The sequence below is a fragment of the Ensifer adhaerens genome, from assembly GCF_001270265.1.
Lineage (GTDB): Bacteria > Pseudomonadota > Alphaproteobacteria > Rhizobiales > Rhizobiaceae > Ensifer > Ensifer adhaerens_B.
On the sequence record NZ_LGAP01000019.1, the window covers coordinates 110,928 to 127,539 of the forward strand.

Annotated in this window: 12 protein-coding genes; 4 read left to right on the top strand and 8 right to left on the bottom strand. The window is 63.7% G+C overall.

What is annotated here, in order from left to right; all coding sequences use genetic code 11:
* Positions 1-57: 57 nt before the first annotated feature.
* Together AC244_RS23365 and AC244_RS23370 are read left to right on the top strand one after the other, a co-directional pair.
* Positions 58-2,061, top strand: coding sequence for a hydantoinase/oxoprolinase N-terminal domain-containing protein (locus tag AC244_RS23365; RefSeq protein ID WP_053251214.1), 2,004 nt, complete (start codon positions 58-60; stop codon positions 2,059-2,061).
* A gap of 115 nt (positions 2,062-2,176) precedes the next feature.
* Positions 2,177-4,348 (top strand): malate synthase G, encoded by a 2,172-nt coding sequence (locus tag AC244_RS23370; RefSeq protein WP_053251215.1) that lies wholly within the window; start codon positions 2,177-2,179, stop codon positions 4,346-4,348.
* Positions 4,349-4,380: 32 nt separating this feature from the next.
* Here AC244_RS23370 and AC244_RS23375 read toward each other — a convergent pair whose 3' ends face one another.
* Positions 4,381-6,318, bottom strand: a complete 1,938-nt coding sequence (locus tag AC244_RS23375) for a methyl-accepting chemotaxis protein (protein ID WP_053251216.1) — start codon at positions 6,316-6,318, stop codon at positions 4,381-4,383.
* Between the two features lie 274 nt (positions 6,319-6,592).
* A complete protein-coding gene (locus tag AC244_RS23380; RefSeq protein WP_053251217.1) occupies positions 6,593-7,282 on the bottom strand; it encodes a L,D-transpeptidase in 690 nt (229 codons plus the stop codon).
* 184 nt (positions 7,283-7,466) lie between these two features.
* Between AC244_RS23380 and AC244_RS23385 the strand changes: the two genes are divergently transcribed.
* Complete coding sequence (locus AC244_RS23385) at positions 7,467-8,006, top strand: MmcB family DNA repair protein (protein WP_053251218.1); 540 nt, start codon at positions 7,467-7,469, stop codon at positions 8,004-8,006.
* Here AC244_RS23385 and AC244_RS23390 read toward each other — a convergent pair whose 3' ends face one another.
* The 6 genes from AC244_RS23390 to AC244_RS23415 form a co-directional block, all read right to left on the bottom strand.
* Positions 8,007-8,591: an ActR/PrrA/RegA family redox response regulator transcription factor gene (locus AC244_RS23390; protein ID WP_025425369.1), complete on the bottom strand. Its 585-nt coding sequence runs from the start codon at positions 8,589-8,591 to the stop codon at positions 8,007-8,009.
* Between the two features lie 83 nt (positions 8,592-8,674).
* Positions 8,675-9,979 (bottom strand): ActS/PrrB/RegB family redox-sensitive histidine kinase, encoded by a 1,305-nt coding sequence (locus AC244_RS23395; protein ID WP_053251219.1) that lies wholly within the window; start codon positions 9,977-9,979, stop codon positions 8,675-8,677.
* Between the two features lie 144 nt (positions 9,980-10,123).
* Positions 10,124-12,583 carry an ATP-dependent helicase HrpB gene (hrpB, locus tag AC244_RS23400; protein WP_053251220.1) on the bottom strand — a complete coding sequence of 820 codons (2,460 nt, stop codon included), beginning with the start codon at positions 12,581-12,583 and terminating at the stop codon, positions 10,124-10,126.
* A complete protein-coding gene (locus tag AC244_RS23405) occupies positions 12,580-13,245 on the bottom strand; it encodes an ATP-binding cassette domain-containing protein (protein WP_053251221.1) in 666 nt (221 codons plus the stop codon). The genes hrpB and AC244_RS23405 overlap by 4 nt, the downstream gene beginning before the upstream one ends.
* Complete coding sequence (locus tag AC244_RS23410; protein WP_414735946.1) at positions 13,246-14,922, bottom strand: ABC transporter permease; 1,677 nt, start codon at positions 14,920-14,922, stop codon at positions 13,246-13,248.
* 30 nt (positions 14,923-14,952) lie between these two features.
* Positions 14,953-16,179, bottom strand: a complete 1,227-nt coding sequence (locus AC244_RS23415) for an ABC transporter substrate-binding protein (RefSeq protein WP_053251222.1) — start codon at positions 16,177-16,179, stop codon at positions 14,953-14,955.
* Positions 16,180-16,374: 195 nt separating this feature from the next.
* Between AC244_RS23415 and AC244_RS36660 the strand changes: the two genes are divergently transcribed.
* On the top strand, positions 16,375-16,566 hold the full coding sequence (locus tag AC244_RS36660) for a hypothetical protein (RefSeq protein ID WP_152976069.1): 192 nt from the start codon (positions 16,375-16,377) through the stop codon (positions 16,564-16,566).
* Positions 16,567-16,612 lie beyond the last annotated feature (46 nt).

Sequence of the window (16,612 nt, forward strand, 5' to 3'; positions counted from 1 at the left end):
GGATCGATCCCCATAGAACCCGGGGCTGCCCCGGCCGAAACACTGGACTGGTTTGAATTGACGTCCCATTTTCTTCTCGGCATCGATACCGGTGGAACCTACACCGACGCCGTTCTCTTCAGCGAAGCAACGGGTGTGGTTGCCAAGGCAAAAGCGCTGACGACGCGTCATGATCTTGCCGTCGGCATCTCTGGTGCCGTCGAGCAGGTGTTGCAGAAGGCAGATGTTCCGGCCTCCGCCATCAGCCTTGTGTCGTTGTCGACCACGCTTGCCACCAACGCCCTTGTCGAGGGTCAGGGCGGACGTGCCGGCCTGGTGATGATCGGCTTCGGGCCCGAGGATCTCAAACGTGACGGGCTGCAGGACGCGCTCGGCTCCGATCCGGTGATCTTCCTGCCCGGTGGTCACAACGTTCACGGCGGCGAGACACCGCTCGACATGACCGCGCTGGATGAGGCCCTGCCGGTTCTGGCCGATCAGGTGTCCTCCTTCGCGATCGCTGGCTATTTCGCCGTGCGCAATCCCGCCCACGAGCAGCGCGTCCGCGACCGCATCCGCGAAGTCTCGCATCTGCCGGTCACCTGCAGCCACGAGCTTTCGTCCAAGCTGGGCGGTCCGCGCCGGGCGCTGACGACATTGCTGAACGCCCGGCTGGTCTCGATGATCGATCGGCTGATCGGTTCCTGCGAAGGGTTTCTGAAGTCGCGCGGCATCGATGCGCCGGTCATGGTGGTGCGCGGCGACGGCGCCCTGATCTCGGCCGAGGAGGCGAAGCTCCGGCCGATCGAGACGATCCTCTCCGGACCCGCCGCCAGCCTTGTCGGCGCGCGGCACCTGACCGGCCTCGACAATGCCGTCGTCTCGGATATCGGCGGCACGACGACCGATGTCGCGGTGCTCGACCGCGGTCGTCCGCGGCTCGACGCCGAAGGCGCTGTTGTCGGCGGCTTCCGCACCATGGTCGAGGCGGTGGCGATGCGGACCTACGGTCTCGGCGGCGATTCTGAGGTTCGCATCAATGATCGCGGGCTGAAAGCGAAGATCGATCTTGGACCGCGGCGGCTGATGCCGCTCAGCCTTGCGGCTGCATTGCATGGCGATGCGGTGTTGTCCGTGCTCGAAAAGCAGCTGCGGGCGCAGCATGTCGGTCGCCACAACGGTCGGCTGGCCGTACGCACCGGCCTGCCCGATCACCTGGCAAGCGGTCTGCAACCACAGGAGCAGGCGCTTTATGAACGCATCGGCGCCGTGCCGATCTCGCTGGAAAACCTGCTGACATCCACCCCGCAGCGGGCAACGCTGGACCGGCTGGTGGCGCGCGGTCTGGTGCATATCTGCGGACTGACGCCCTCCGATGCGATGCATGTGCTCGGCCGACAGTCGCAATGGAGCGCCGAGGCTGCGCGTCTTGGCATCGAACTTGCGGCGCGCACCCGCGACGGCTCAGGCCAGCCGATTGCCTCATCTCCCGAGAAAATGGCCGAGATGATCGTCGACCGCGTCACGCGCCAATCGTCCGAAGTCATCCTGCAGGCCTGTCTCGGCGAAGACGGGGCGGGGGCCATCGACCCGGCGGTCTCGCAGGCGGTCGACCGTGCGCTCACGCGCGCGCCGGGCATCGTGCGGTTTTCGATCGGCCTCGATCGCCCACTCGTCGGTTTGGGGGCCTCGGCTCCGGTCTATTATCCCGCCATCGCCGCCATGCTCGGCACAGAGCCTGCCATTCCTGATGAGGCCGACGTGGCGAATGCGGTGGGTGCGGTCGTCGGCCAGGTGCGGGCATCCGTCACCGTGTTCGTCACCACGCCGGAAGAGGGCATCTTCATTGTCAACGGGGCGGGGGTGAGCGAGCGTTTCCTCGATCAGGAGCAGGCGTTTTCAGCGGCGCGGCGTCGTGCCGAAACGATGGCGCTTGAAACTGCTCGCACCAACGGTGCCGACGAGCCGGCCTCGATGCTGCGGGAAGAGATCGACGCCCCCGAGGTCGAGGGAAGCCGCAAGCTGGTCGAGGCACGCTTCATCGCGTCCGCGAGCGGCAGGCCACGCATCGCCCATGGATGATCTTTTCGATTTTGGAAACAATTCTTCGCATCCTTGCTGAATTGACAGGGAATGAATTGGTGAGAAACTGCCGGCCTTTCACGCGCGCGAGTGGCCTATTTTAAGGAGTTAGACGATGGACCGCATTGAGAAGTACGGATTGAAGATCGATGCTGGTCTGCATGGCTTTCTGGTCGACGAGGCGATGCCGGGCACGGGCGTCGATGCCGAGCGGTTTTTTGCCGCGCTTTCGGAGATCGTTCATGACCTTGCGCCGAAGAACCGCGCCTTGCTCGCCAAGCGCGACGATCTGCAGGCCAGGATCGACGCCTGGTATCGCGAAAATGGTGCGCCGAGCGACCTCGAAGCCTATCAGGGCTTTCTGAAGGAGATCGGTTACCTCCTGCCCGAGGGCCCCGAGTTTTCCGTTTCGACAGGCAATGTCGATCCGGAGATCGCAACGATCGCCGGTCCGCAGCTCGTTGTTCCCGTCATGAACGCCCGCTATGCCCTCAATGCTGCCAACGCACGCTGGGGCTCGCTCTACGACGCGCTCTACGGCACCGACGCCATTTCCGACGAAGACGGTGCGGAAAAGGGACGCGGCTATAACGCCAAGCGCGGCGCCAAGGTCATTGCCTGGGCGCGCGACTTCCTCGACGCGAGCGCACCGCTGCAAAACGGCAGCTGGACGGATGTCGCGTCGCTGACGATCGCTTCCGGCAGCCTTTCGGTCACGCTTGCAGGCGGAGCGAAGACGACGCTTCGCAATTCCGCGCAGTTTGCCGGCTATGCGGGTTCGGCTGACGCGCCGTCGCAGATCGTTCTCCGGCACAACAATCTGCATGCCGTCGTCGTTCTCGATGCGACGACGCCGATCGGCAAGGATGATCCGGCCCATATTTCCGACGTCATTCTCGAATCTGCGATCACCACGATCATGGATTGCGAAGACTCCATTGCTGCCGTCGACGCTGAAGACAAGGTCGTCGTCTACAGGAACTGGCTCGGGCTGATGAAGGGCGACCTCGAGGAAGAAGTCGCCAAGGGCGGCCGCACCTTCACGCGCCGTCTCAACGCCGACCGTGTCTACACGGCGCCGGGCGGCGGAACCCTGACCTTGCCGGGCCGCTCGCTGATGCTCGTGCGCAATGTCGGGCACCTGATGACGAATCCGGCTATCCTTGATCGCGACGGCAACGAGGTGCCGGAAGGCATCATGGATGCGATGGCAACCGCGCTGATCGCGTTGCATGACATTGGTGAGGGCGGCCGCCGCATGAACTCCCGCGAGGGTTCGATGTATGTCGTCAAGCCGAAGATGCACGGTCCGGAAGAGGTGGCCTTCGCCTGCGAGATCTTCTCCCGCGTCGAGGCGGCGCTCGGCATGCCTGAGAACACCATGAAGATGGGCATCATGGACGAGGAACGCCGCACGACGGTCAACCTCAAGGAGTGCATCCGCGCCGCGCGCGAACGCGTCGTCTTCATCAACACCGGCTTCCTCGATCGCACCGGCGACGAGATCCATACCTCGATGGAAGCGGGCCCGATGATCCGCAAGGGCGACATGAAACAGGCTGCCTGGATCGCGGCTTACGAAAACTGGAATGTCGACATCGGTCTCGAATGCGGGCTTTCCGGCCACGCGCAGATCGGCAAGGGCATGTGGGCCATGCCCGACCTGATGGCGGCGATGCTGGAGCAGAAGATCGCGCATCCGAAGGCCGGCGCCAACACCGCCTGGGTGCCGTCGCCGACCGCTGCGACCCTGCACGCCACCCACTATCACCGGGTCAATGTCGCCGATGTTCAGGCAGGCCTGAAGAGCCGGGGCCGGGCCAAGCTCAGCGATATTCTGTCGGTTCCGGTCGCAACCCGTCCGAACTGGACGGCAGAAGAAATTCAGCGCGAGCTCGACAACAATGCCCAGGGCATTCTCGGCTACGTCGTGCGCTGGGTCGACCAGGGCGTCGGCTGCTCCAAGGTGCCCGATATCAACAACATCGGCCTGATGGAGGATCGCGCCACCCTGCGGATTTCCGCGCAGCACATGGCCAACTGGCTGCACCACGGTGTCGTCACCGAGCGCCAAGTGGTCGAGACGATGAAGCGCATGGCCGCCGTCGTCGACGGTCAGAACGCCGACGATCCGCAGTATGTCGCGATGGCCGGCAATTTCGACGGCTCCATTGCCTTCCAGGCGGCACTCGAGCTGGTGCTCAAGGGCCGCGAGCAGCCGAACGGCTACACCGAGCCGGTCCTGCATCGCCGTCGTCGCGAGCTGAAAGCCAAACTGGCAGCCTGATCGGGCCGCCAGCTGGGTTCATCGAGGCTGGGTCAGAACTCGGCCCAGCCCTCGGTCGACAATGCGGTGTTGCCGTGCACCGCAGGCATGACGGGTCGCGCAGAGGAGGCCCTGGATCTCACATCCACGTGCTGAGCGGTGGTGACGGGACGCGGGACGGTCCGTCGCCCTTCCGTCTGACGGGCGGCGCTGCTCTCTCCCGACAGTTGAAACCGGTCGATCAGGGCCCGAAGGTTGGTGCCTTCCTGGGCGAGGGTCGCCGACGCGGCATTCGCCTCCTCGACCATGGCGGCGTTGCGCTGGGTCACCTGATCCATCTGATTGACGGCAGTATTGACCTCGGCCAAGCCCACGGACTGTTCCCGGGCCGAGGTGGCGATGGCAGCCATATGCTCATTGATCGTGATGACGTGCGCCTCGATGGTTTTCAGCGCCTCACCGGTGTCGCGCACCAGCCGCACCCCGCTCTCGACTTCGGAGGTCGAGCTGCGAATCAACTCCTTGATCTCCTTGGCGGCTTTTGCCGAGCGCTGCGCCAGTTCACGCACTTCCTGCGCCACGACCGCAAAGCCCTTGCCGGCTTCGCCCGCCCGCGCTGCCTCGACCCCGGCGTTCAGCGCCAAAAGGTTGGTCTGGAAGGCGATTTCGTCGATCACGCCGATGATGCTCGAAATCTGGCTGGACGACTCTTCGATCCGCCGCATCGCCTCGACGGCATTCGCCACGACGACGGCCGACTGGGTCGCGCTGGTCTTAGCTTCGCCCGCCACGTCGCGCGCTTCCTCCGTCCGGCGCGAGGAGTTGCTGACATTGGCGGTGATCTGGTCGAGGGCGGCGGCCGTTTCCTCTAGGGATGCCGCCTGCTGCTCCGTGCGTTTCGACAGGTCATCGGCGCTCTGGCTGATTTCTCGCGTGCCCATGCCGATATTGCCGGCGCTGTCGGCGACCGCGAGCATGGCATCGTTGAGCTGTGCCGCAGCCTTGTTGAGGTCGTGACGCAATTGCTCGAATTCTGCGGAGAAGGGTTCCTGCAGCCGCACGGCAAGATCACCGTCTGCCAGCCGCTGCAAGCCCGTCGCAAGGCCTGAGGTCGCCTGGATCAACCTCCGCTGCGCGGCGTGTTCGGCCTCCGCCTGCATCCTCGTGCGTTCCGCTTCGCCATTGCGGCGGCTCTCCTCGGCCTCGGCCTGCAGGCGAAGGTTGGATCGGGCCGCCTCCCGGAACGACTGGATGGCGCGAGCCATCTCCGCGATTTCGTCCTTGCCGGTCACCGGTTCGTCGGTGTCTTCGATGTGCCCGGCGATCAGCCTGCGCATGGCGGCGATCTGGCGGCCGAGTGGTCCGACGACGCCGCGCAGCACAACGAAGAAGGTGCCGGCGGCGAGCGCCATGACGAAAACGATGATGGCGATGTTCAGCTTCTGCACCGTTTCGAACTCGCGATGCTTGGCTTGGAAGGCTGCGCCCGACAGTTCGACCTGCAGATCAGAGATCTGCGAGATCGTCGCGGTCAGCGGGTCGATCGACTCGTAGAGTTGCTCGCGCACGAAGGTGCTCAGGGTTGCCTTGTCTTTCCTGGAGAGGATTTCGATCAACGTCGAGATCGATTCCATCGCGGCCACCATCTGGCGTTCGGCATCATCGACGAGCCGCCGCTCCTCGTCGGTCATCGAGGTCGCCGAATAGGCATCCCAGTTGGTCTTGATCACATCCCGCGCCGCATTGACCGAGGCAAGCCCGTCCTCCATCGATTCGTTGCCGTTGCTCGCTTTGTGGGCGGCGTCGACGATCGACACTGCAAAAGCGTCGGAGGTCGCCTTGAGGTTCTTCAATGGCACGATACGATCGGCGTAGACAGCGCTCATCGTATCGCTGCTTTCCGACAGTCTATGCTGGCTGTGAATGGCGATGCCGATAGCGATGGATGAAAGCAGCGCAATCGCGCCGATGAGCTTGGTCTTGATCAGCATGCCAGTTCCTCCCGAGCGGAATTTCTGGGCACACTGTTTCTCTTGTTTAGATAACGCTTACTTAATAAGCGACTGAATTTAAGCCGAAATTGAACTTTTCCGGGCTGCGCGGACCGGTTCTCGCGACCCTGATTTGAGCGCGGATTCGCACGGCAACTGTGCGTCGCTGAGCGTGCCCCGTTGCGTCGTCGGCATGACGGCAAATTGGGGTTGCATAGTCCATGAAAAAAGCCGCCGACTGGGTCGGCGGCTCGCCAACACCGGTGTGCTTCGCTTACTGCTGAACGACCACGCGTGCGTTCTTGCCCGGACGAACGCGCGAATAGAGATCGATGATGTCCTGGTTCATCAGGCGGATGCAGCCCGACGAAGCGGCCGTGCCGATCGACGACCACTCCGGGGTGCCATGCAGGCGGAACAGCGTGTCCTTGCCCTGGTCGTTGAAGAGATAGAGTGCGCGCGCACCGAGCGGGTTCTTCAGGCCCGGGCCCATGCCTTCCTCGACATATTTGGCCACTTCCGGCTTGCGCTCAGCCATTTCCTTCGGCGGGTGCCACATCGGCCATTCCTGCTTCCAGGCGATATAGGCCTCGCCTTCCCACGCGAAGCCGGCCTTGCCGACGCCGATGCCGTAACGAACCGCCTTGCCGCCGGGCAGCACGTAGTAGAGGAAGCGATTCGGCGTATTGACGACGATTGTGCCGGGGCGTTCGCTAGTCGAATAGTCGACGATCTGGCGATGGAAGCGGTTTTCGACCCTGTTGATCGGAATGGCGGGCAGCGCGTAGCCGTGATCCTCAACTGCGCCATAATCGCCCGAGAAAATCTGATTCGACGCGATCTTTTGCTCAACGGGAGCGGGCTCACCGTTTGCCGTCTCGGACTTGGTCGAGGTTGTCGAGCAGCCGGCCATGGCGAGTGTCGCCGCCAGGCTGCACAGGAGGAAGGCATTGCGGAAGCGCATAGGAGTCTCTTAAAATAAGAAGCGAAGAAAAAACTGGGTCGGCCCGACCGTCAGTGACTTCGGTTATTTTCGATTAGATGCGGCTATGCAAGGGATTGCGTGGCAACAAGGCGGCGGGAAAGTGTAAATTCCGTGACGCTGGCTTTTTTGCAACAAAAGTGGCGGCGGACGAGAGTCTAGGCGAATGACAATTCTCTCTATCCATGGCGACAACCCTCTTGTGGACGGTCGGCAATCGAATCGCGCGCTCATGGTGCGTCGCGGGGTTCAGCGGCTTTTTGCGGAATTGCGCCACTCGGTGCTGCCGGAATTGACGCTCGCCAGCGGCCGCCGTGCCGATCTCATATCGCTGTCGGCAAAGGGTGAAATCTGGATCGTGGAGATCAAGACGTCGATTGAGGATTTCCGCGTCGATCGCAAATGGCCGGACTACCGGCAACACTGCGACCGGCTGTTCTTCGCCACCCATGGCGACGTCCCGCTCGATATCTTTCCGGAGGATTGTGGCTTGCTGCTGTCGGATGGCTACGACGGACACATTATCCGCGACGCACCGGAACATCGGCTTGCACCGGCCACCCGCAAGTCGGTGCTGCAGCTCTTTGCCCGCACCGCCGCCCAGCGACTGATGCTGGCGGAATGGGCCGCCGAGCGCAACGGCGAGCTCGGCAACTCCATTCGTGATATCGTTTCCGGCTCCCGCGACGGGTCGGCCGAAGGCTGATTACTTCGGCGCGCGCTTGGCCAGGATGCGCTGCAAGGTCCGGCGGTGCATGTTGAGCCGGCGCGCCGTCTCCGACACGTTGCGCTCGCACATCTCGTAGACGCGTTGAATATGTTCCCATCGCACCCGGTCGGCCGACATCGGGTTTTCCGGCGGCTCCACCCGCTCGCCCTGACGCTGCACCAGCGCGGCGAAGATGTCGTCGGCGTCAGCCGGCTTGGCGAGATAGTCGACGGCACCGAGCTTCACGGCATTCACGGCGGTTGCGATGTTGCCGTAGCCGGTGAGCATGATCATGCGGGTGTCGTCGCGGCGGCTGCGGATCGCCTCGATCACGTCCAGGCCGCTGCCGTCGCCTAACCTCAGATCGATGACGGCGTATTTCGGCGGGTTGCCTTTTGCCTTGGCGATGCCTTCGGCAACGGACTCGGCGATATCGACGGTGAAGCCGCGCGCTTCCATGGCGCGGGCGAGGCGCCGAAGGAACGGCGCATCATCGTCGACGAGCAGCAGCGTTCTGTCCGGTCCGATCAGTTCGGCGTCCTGGGCATGCGTGCTGGGCGAAGCTGTCGATTTTTCGGTCATTCTCGCAATCCTTGGGCGAAAATCGGAAGGTTTTCACCGAGATTATAGGTTTCCTGTCATGCGGTTCAATAAACTGCCAAACGTCATTTCGCCAGTTTCGTATCCATCAGGGCACGCGGCCATTCGACGCTGACCTTGGCGCCGGGGCGATCGGGGCCGCCGTTCTCGAAACGCAGGCGAGCGCCGGACCGCTCGAGCAGGGTCTTGGCGATGAACAGGCCGAGCCCCAGGCCGCCGGCGCTGTCGTCCTTTTGCCGTCGCGTGACATAGGGTTCGCCGATGCGCATCAGAATGTCGGGGGCAAATCCATCGCCGTCATCTGCGATCGTCACTTTGACGTGTTCGGCCGTGTGTTCGACGGTTACGGTCACTTGCTTCTTGGCGTAGTCGACCGCATTTTCCAGGAGATTGCCGAGCCCGTAGAGAATGCCGGCATTGCGGTTGCCGACCGGCTCCGACGCCTTGTCACCCTTTTCGACGAGATTGATATGAATGCCGAACTCGCGGTGCGGCGCCATCACCTCTTCGATCAGCGAGGATAGCGGCAAAAGCCGCATGTGCTCTTCGCTTTCCGAGGACAGCGTCGTCAGCCGCTTGAGAATGTCGCGGCATCGCTCGCTCTGGCTGCGCAAGAGGTGTACGTCCTCGCCGAAGCGCGGGTCGTCGCCGAGCTCGCGTTCCATTTCCTTGGCAACGACGCTGATCGTGGCAAGCGGCGTGCCGAGCTCATGGGCGGCCGCTGCCGCCAGCCCGTCGAGCTGCGAAAGGTGTTTTTCGCGCTGCAGCACCAGTTCGGTCGCCGTCAGCGCCTCCGACAGTTCGCTCGCTTCCAGCGAGACACGATAGGTGTAGAAGGCGGCAAAGGCCGTCATCGACACGATCGCGAACCAGATGCCGGCCGTCAGCACCCGCGGCATCAGCAAAAGCGTGCCGGGATACCAGGGCAGGGGGAAGGGCGAGAAGGCAAGCGCGGTCACGCCGATCACCGCAAGTCCGGCAAGAACGATGCTGTGCGGCTTCGGTTGCGAGGCCGAGGAAATGATGACCGGGACGCACAGCAGCGGTGCGAACGGGTTGGCAAGCCCGCCGGTGATGAAGAGCAGGCCGGTCAACTGCGCCAGGTCGAGCCCGAGAAGCGCGAAGGCGGCCGGCGGTCGCAACCGATGCGTCGGCGGAAAGCGAAGGGTGAGATAGGTATTGACCAGCGCCAGGCTGGCAATCAGCACCAGGCACGAAAGCAGGGGCAGCGGAAACTGCAGCCACAAGGTGGTGATGATGACGGCGATCGACTGCCCGCCAACCGCAAGCCAGCGCAGGCGAATGAGCGTCTGCAGGCGCAGGCTTCTGTTCGAGGTCGGATCATTGTGTTCCAGCGCCACTGCCGTCATGCCTGCTCTCATTCCCACTACAGCGCCGCGTGTCAAACATGACGCGCAAAGGACGCTGTAACGCTTTAAACCTGCCGCTTAATTTTTTCCTTAAATCGATTCCGATTTAGGGAATTATGCAGGAGCCCCATCCGGGGTGTTGCCTCATGTACCACGCGGTTTGGCCCGTGTCGTCGGCGCAGCCTCCGCCGGGTTTTCCGGCCAGGGGTGCTTCGGATAGCGCCCGCGCATGTCAGCCCGGACATCCCGCCACGACCCCGCCCAGAAACCGGGCAGATCACGTGTCGTCTGGATCGGCTGCCGGCCGGGCGAGATCAGCTCGAGCAGCAGCGGCAACCGGCCATCGCCGATAGCCGGATGTTTCTTTAGTCCAAAGAGTTCCTGCACCCGGATCGAAAGAAGCGGCTCGTCGCCATCATAATGGATCGGATGCCGCTGTCCCGTCGGCGCCTCGAAATGCGTCGGCGCCAGTTTTGCCAGCTCTCGCTGGCGGTCGTGCGGGATGAGTGACAGCAATCCTTCGGACAGTGCACCCGCCTTGATGTCGGCGATAGCGGTGACGCCGTGCTGAAACGGAACGAACCAGTCCTCAAGCGTCGCGAGCAGGGCTGCGTCGGAAACATCCGGCCAGGGCTCGCCGATCGAGCGATGCAGGAAGCCGATGCGGTCGCGCAGCTGCATCGCCTCCTTGGAAAACGGCAGGACCGCCAGTCCAAGCTGGCGAACGCCATCGGCGAGCGCGCGTGCAGCACTTTCGCCGGTTGGCCTTGGAAGCGGCGCCTCCTCGAAGATGATCGCGCCCAATCTTGTGACGCGGCGCGCCCGTACCTGGCGGCTCGCCCGGTCGAAGACGCTTTGCTCCTCGCGCACGATCGCCTCGGGCATATGCGCCTCGACGTCGGCGCGCGAAAGTTCGGCCGCCGCCAGCACGCGCTGGCCGCCGGCGCGACCCGTCAAGTCGGCGATGACAAGCATGTTTGCCGCTGCAAGGCGCTCGGTTTCGGCGATCTCCGCCCCACGACCGTTTGCCATCACGAACCGCCCTCGGCCTCCGCGCTGAAGCGCGATACGGTCGGGGAAGGCGTGCATCAGCAAGGCGCCGGGCTGGACCGGCTCATTCGACCTTTGGGCACTCTTGAGTTCTGCCGCCATGCGGTGGGCGAGGTTGCGCGAGGCCTCGGCACGGTCGCCGCGCTCCTGGCGGAAGCGGCGCAGCCGGTCCTCGAGATCGATGGCGTTGCCGCCGAGGCCCTGCTCCGTCAGCATGACCGCCAGCAGGCAGGCAGCCTCGCCCTGGCCCTCCTCGGCCGCCGAAACCGCCATCGCCGCAAGGCGCGGGGGCAGGGCGAGATCGCGGATCTTGCGTCCCCTCGGTGTCAGCGCGCCGGAGTCATCGAGCGCGCCAAGTTCACCCAGCAGCTTTCGCGCTTCCTTGAGGGTCGTTTCCGGTGGTGGATCGATGAAGGCAAGCGCTGCGGGATCGTTGACGCCCCAGTGTGCCATGTCGAGCAGCAATCCGGAGAGGTCGCTTGCGAGAATCTGCGGCGGCGTGAAGGCGGCAAGCGCCGCGGTCTGGCCGGCATGCCAGAGGCGGATGGCGATGCCCGGCTCCGTTCGCCCGGCTCGGCCGGCGCGCTGATCGGCCGAAGCACGCGAGACGCGCACGGTCTCAAGCCGGGTGATGCCGGTCGACGCTTCGAAGACCGGCAGTCGCTGCAGCCCGCTGTCGATGACGATCCGCACGCCATCGATGGTGATCGAGGTTTCGGCGATCGAGGTGGCAAGAACGATCTTGCGCGTGCCCTTCGGCGCCGGCCGGATCGCCGCATCCTGCTCTTTCTGCGTCAGGTTTCCATAAAGCGGAACCACCGCGGTCTCGGCTGGGAACCGGTCGGCAAGCCGTGCCGCTGTGCGGGTGATTTCGGCCTGTCCTGGCAGAAAGGCAAGGATCGAGCCCTGTTCGCTGCGATGCGCCTCGACGATGGCGCGCACGACGGCGTCCTCGACGCTCTCGCCGCCGCGGTCCTGGTTTCGGATGTCGATGGGGAAACTGCGGCCCTGGCTTTCGATGACGGTGGCATCGCCGAGCAATCCTGCAACACGCTCGACGTCGAGTGTTGCCGACATGACGATGATCCTTAGATCGTCGCGCAGCGCAGATTGAACGTCGAGCGCCAACGCCAGGCCGAAATCGGCATCGAGAGAGCGTTCGTGAAATTCATCGAACAGTACCGCGGAGACGCCCGTCAGTTCCGGATCGTCGAGGATCATGCGGGCAAAGACCCCTTCGGTCACCACCTCGATCCGGGTTTTCGCCGATATCCGGTTGTCGAGGCGCATGCGGTAGCCGACGGTTTCTCCCACATTCTCGCCGAGCAGCTCCGCCATGCGGCCGGCCGCAGCACGGGCGGCGAGCCGCCGGGGTTCGAGCAGGATGATCTTGCCGCCTTTCAGCCAGGGCTGGTCGAGCAGAAACAGCGGCACGAGCGTCGTCTTGCCGGCGCCGGACGGTGCTGAAAGCACGACGGAGCGGGCCCTATCGAGTGCCGCGGCGATCTCAGGCAGGACCTCGCGAACCGGCAAGGCGGGCAGGGGAAGCGTCACGATTGTGTCTCCGCTCCGATATGAATGAGCGCACCGCCGGCCGCATTCGCATCTGCTCGGTCATGGGTCACGAGGATCGTCGGCAGGCCCGCGGATCGGGCCTTGGCAAAGACCAGTTCGCGCGTTTGCTGACGCAGGGCCATGTCGAGCTTTGAAAAGGGCTCGTCGAGCAGCAGAAGGCGCGGCTCCGATAGAAGCACGCGCTGGAGGGCGACGCGCGCTTTTTGCCCGCCCGACAGCGTCTCTGGATCGCGATCGAAGAACCCGCCGAGCCCGACCGCAGCAAGGGCGTCCTCGGCCATACGGCGCCTCACGTCACGGCCCTTGATTGCCTCGGGGATGGCAAAGACGATATTGCCGCCGACGGAGAGGTGCGGAAACAGCAGTGGGTCCTGGAAGAGAATGCCGGTGTGGCGCTGCTGCGGCGGTGTGCCGATCAGATCGTCCCTTCCGAGTAGAACTGCGCCGCTGCCGACAAAGGCCGGGTCGAGAAAACCGCCGATATAGGCGAGCAGAGGCGACTTGCCGGAACCGGATGGGCCCATGATCGTCAGCACGTCGCCGGGCATCACCGTCGCTGAAACGGAAAGCAGCACCCGGCCGGAAAGCCGGATCGTCACATCGGACAAAGTCAGAGGCGTCGTCTTGCCTGGTGTTTGCATTCAAATCCTCATTGCCCGTCGGTGGCGGAATAGCAACTGCGGCACCAGCGATGCAATGAGAAAACCGAGAAACGGCAGCAGCGCCTGAAGCAGCGCATAGACGCCGATGATGCGCCGATCTCCCCCGGATGACAGCGCCACGGCCTCGGTGGTGATGGTCGTCACCCGTCCGGCGCCGATCAGCACGGTCGGCAGATAGAGGCTGACGGAGACTGCAAAGCCGACGGCAAATGCCGTCAGGCAGGCGCGAAGCAGCATCGGCAACCGGATGGTCATGAGGATCTTGAATGGCGACTTGCCCAGTCCCGATGCGATCTGTTCGTAGCGACGGTCGAGCGCCCGCCACGGCGGTGCCAGCGACAGCAGCACATAGGGCAGAACGAAGACCAGGTGCATGGCTGCAACGGTGACGATCGACGGCGAAAATCCCGCCACCACCGTCAGGACCTGCAGTCCGAACACGAAGGCGATTTCGGGGACCAGCAACGGCAGGAAGACGGGAAGCCAGCGATCGGCGGAATTGTTGGCGCTACGCGACAGCAGGCCGATGGCGATCGCAAGTGCGACGAGCGATGATAACAAGGCGATGGTGACGGTAGTTACCAGAGGTCCGGCGAGCTCCGCAAGGGCGCGTCCCCACGTTCTGAGTGTAAGGCTTGCCGGTAGACTATCCGGAAAAGGCCATAGTCCTGCGATCGACCACAGGGCGAGCAGGCCGAGACCGGCGAAGATGAACACCGCGGACAAGGTCGTTATCGAGGCTGCGGCCAGGCGAAGAGGCCGGTCGCCGGCGAGGCGCTTTCCAGAAGAGCTCAGGCGCCTGTGGCAAAGGCGCCCAAGCCGTTCGACGCCGATCCAGATCACAATCGCGAACAGGCTGAGTCCAAGCTGCAGCACGGCGCCGGCCGAGGCAAGGAAACGGGCGCCGACGTCGTCGTCGGCCAGCCATTGGGCGACCCGCACTGGCAACGTCGGCGGCAGGCGTGGGCCGAGGATCATCGCCACGTCGACCACCGAGGTCGAGTAGACCAACACCGCGAAAACCGGCAGCCGGATCTGCCGGTAAAGGAGCGGCCACAGCGCGACGACAAAACCCGATACCCTGCTATAGCCGAGTGCCGACATCAAGCGCCGCGCATTCGCCAAGGGCAGCTGCGGCAGCGCGGCCAGCATCACCAGCAGCAGAAAGGGCATCTCCTTGGCGATAAGGCCGGATATCATCGACAGCCCGAGCGGATCGTTCGGGATGAGCCAGTCCGGCGGTCGGGCGAAGCCGGTGAGTTCGGGGGAAACGAGCCGAAGCAGGAAGCCGGACGGGGCGATCAGCAAGGCGATCGCAAATGCGGATGCGGCGTGCGGAACAGCCAGCAGCGGCGAAAGCAGATGCTGGATGAAGGCAAATGGCCGCGTGCCGGCAAAGCCGGCGACCAAGGTGGCAACCACCACCAGGGCGACGAAAGTGCTGGTCAATCCCGCCGCCAGACTGACCAGGGCCGAGCGCAGGATATGCGGTTGGGCGGCCAGCGCCTCGAAATGCCCAAGCGTCAGCTGCGTGCCGCCGAGTGCCGGCAGGTAACCGAAGGCCGGGAGCAGGGTGCCGGCCAGGCCGGCCAGCACCGGCAGGCACAGCATGGCCGCCAGACCGGTGCCGATGCCCCGTCGCAGGGCGTCTCTCACAGGAATGTCCGGCTGCGCGGACGCTCAGCCCTAATTGGCGGCGCCATAGCGGCGGATCCATTCGGCCTCGATCCGCACCATCCAGTCGGGATGTGGTTCGTCGAGGGCCGGGCCGAGCTGATCGGGCGACAGCGTCGCGACGCCGAGATCGAGGGCGGCAAAGGCGGCGCGGTCTGCATCCGAAAGCTTCGACATCGCCAGCACCGTCGGGTCGCCCCAGAACCGGGCGTCCTGTTTGCGCAACTGCGCCTCGGGAGAGATGAGGAAATCCGCAAGCAGCAGCGCGCCCGCCTTTGCATTGGCATTGTAGGGAACGGCAACGAAATGCGTATTGCCGAGGGTTCCACCGGAAAAGACGAAGGAGCGGACGCTGTCCGGCAGTTCGCCATTGGCGATCGCGGCCGAGGCTTCGGCGGGATTGAACGCGAAGATGATGTCGAGTTCACCGTCCGCCAGCTTCTGCTTCATATCGGGATAGTTCTGCGGATAGGCCTTTCCCTTGCGCCATAAGAAGGGCGTCAGCTGGTCGAGATAGGCAAAGAGTGGCGCCACATCCGTCTGAAAGGTTGTCTCATCCACCGGCTTCAGCAACTTGCTCCTGTTATCGACAAGCTCGATCAACACCTGCTTCAGAAACGAGGAGCCGATGAAATCCGGGGGCTGGGGATAAGAGAAGCGCCCGGGATGGGCTTTTGCCCAGGCAAGCAGGTCCTTTGCCGATGTGGGCAGCTGTGCGGTCGGCGTGCGGGCCGAATCATAGAAGAAGACCAGTTTGGCGCCGCCCCAGGGGCTTTCGAGCCCTTCCGTCGGCACGGTGAAATCGGTGAGGATCGTCGGCTTCGTCTCGTGGTCGACATAGGCCCAGTTCGGAAGCCGGGTTGCCCAGCCGGGGCTGAAGAGCAGGCCCTGCCGCTTCATCGCGGCAAAGTTTTCACCATTGATCCAGATGAGATCGACGGTGCCGGCGACATCCTTGCCGGCTGATTTTTCCGCAAGCACACTTGCGACCGCCTTGGCGGTGTCGTCGAGTTTTACATGGACGACGTCGACGCCGTAGCGCGCCTTCATCTGTTCGCCGGCCCAGGCGATATAGGCATTGATATTGGTCGAACCGCCCCAGGCGTTGAAATAGACCGTCTCGCCCTTGGCTTCCGCGACGACGGAGGCCCAGTTATCGATGTCGATGGCAGCCGCCGGGCTGGCAAAGCCGATTGTGGCGACGACCGCCGCTGCCCATCGTCTTGCCCATCCGATCATTCGCACGCTCCCCCGCATTCGTGTTTCGGCGCGAAGGTAAGGCAAGTGCCGGTGACGTCAATGCGCGCCATGGGCGCCAACCGTCACGTTTCGGTGAAACGCTGCCCGCCCGGATTTGGACCCGGCTTGTCGTGAAAACGAGCAATTTGCCCGCGGAAAGTCGGCTTCTGTCGACGCACTTAAAGGGATGGGGTCGTGAGCGGCGGTATTTCTGCGGTTCGCGCCTTTGTTTTTGCCGATTTTGGCGCTGATTTGGGCGTTGGTTTGGGATTGTTTCGCCCTGTTGATAAGTTCCGTCTGTATTTTGTGTTTATTTTCAGATGGTTGTCCGATCTTGGTTGTTTTTTGAAATTGGCTGTTGACGTGTGTGAGGGGGTGGGTCTATAAGCCCGATCACTGAACGAGGGCGGCGGCGCTGCTGGCGACGACGATC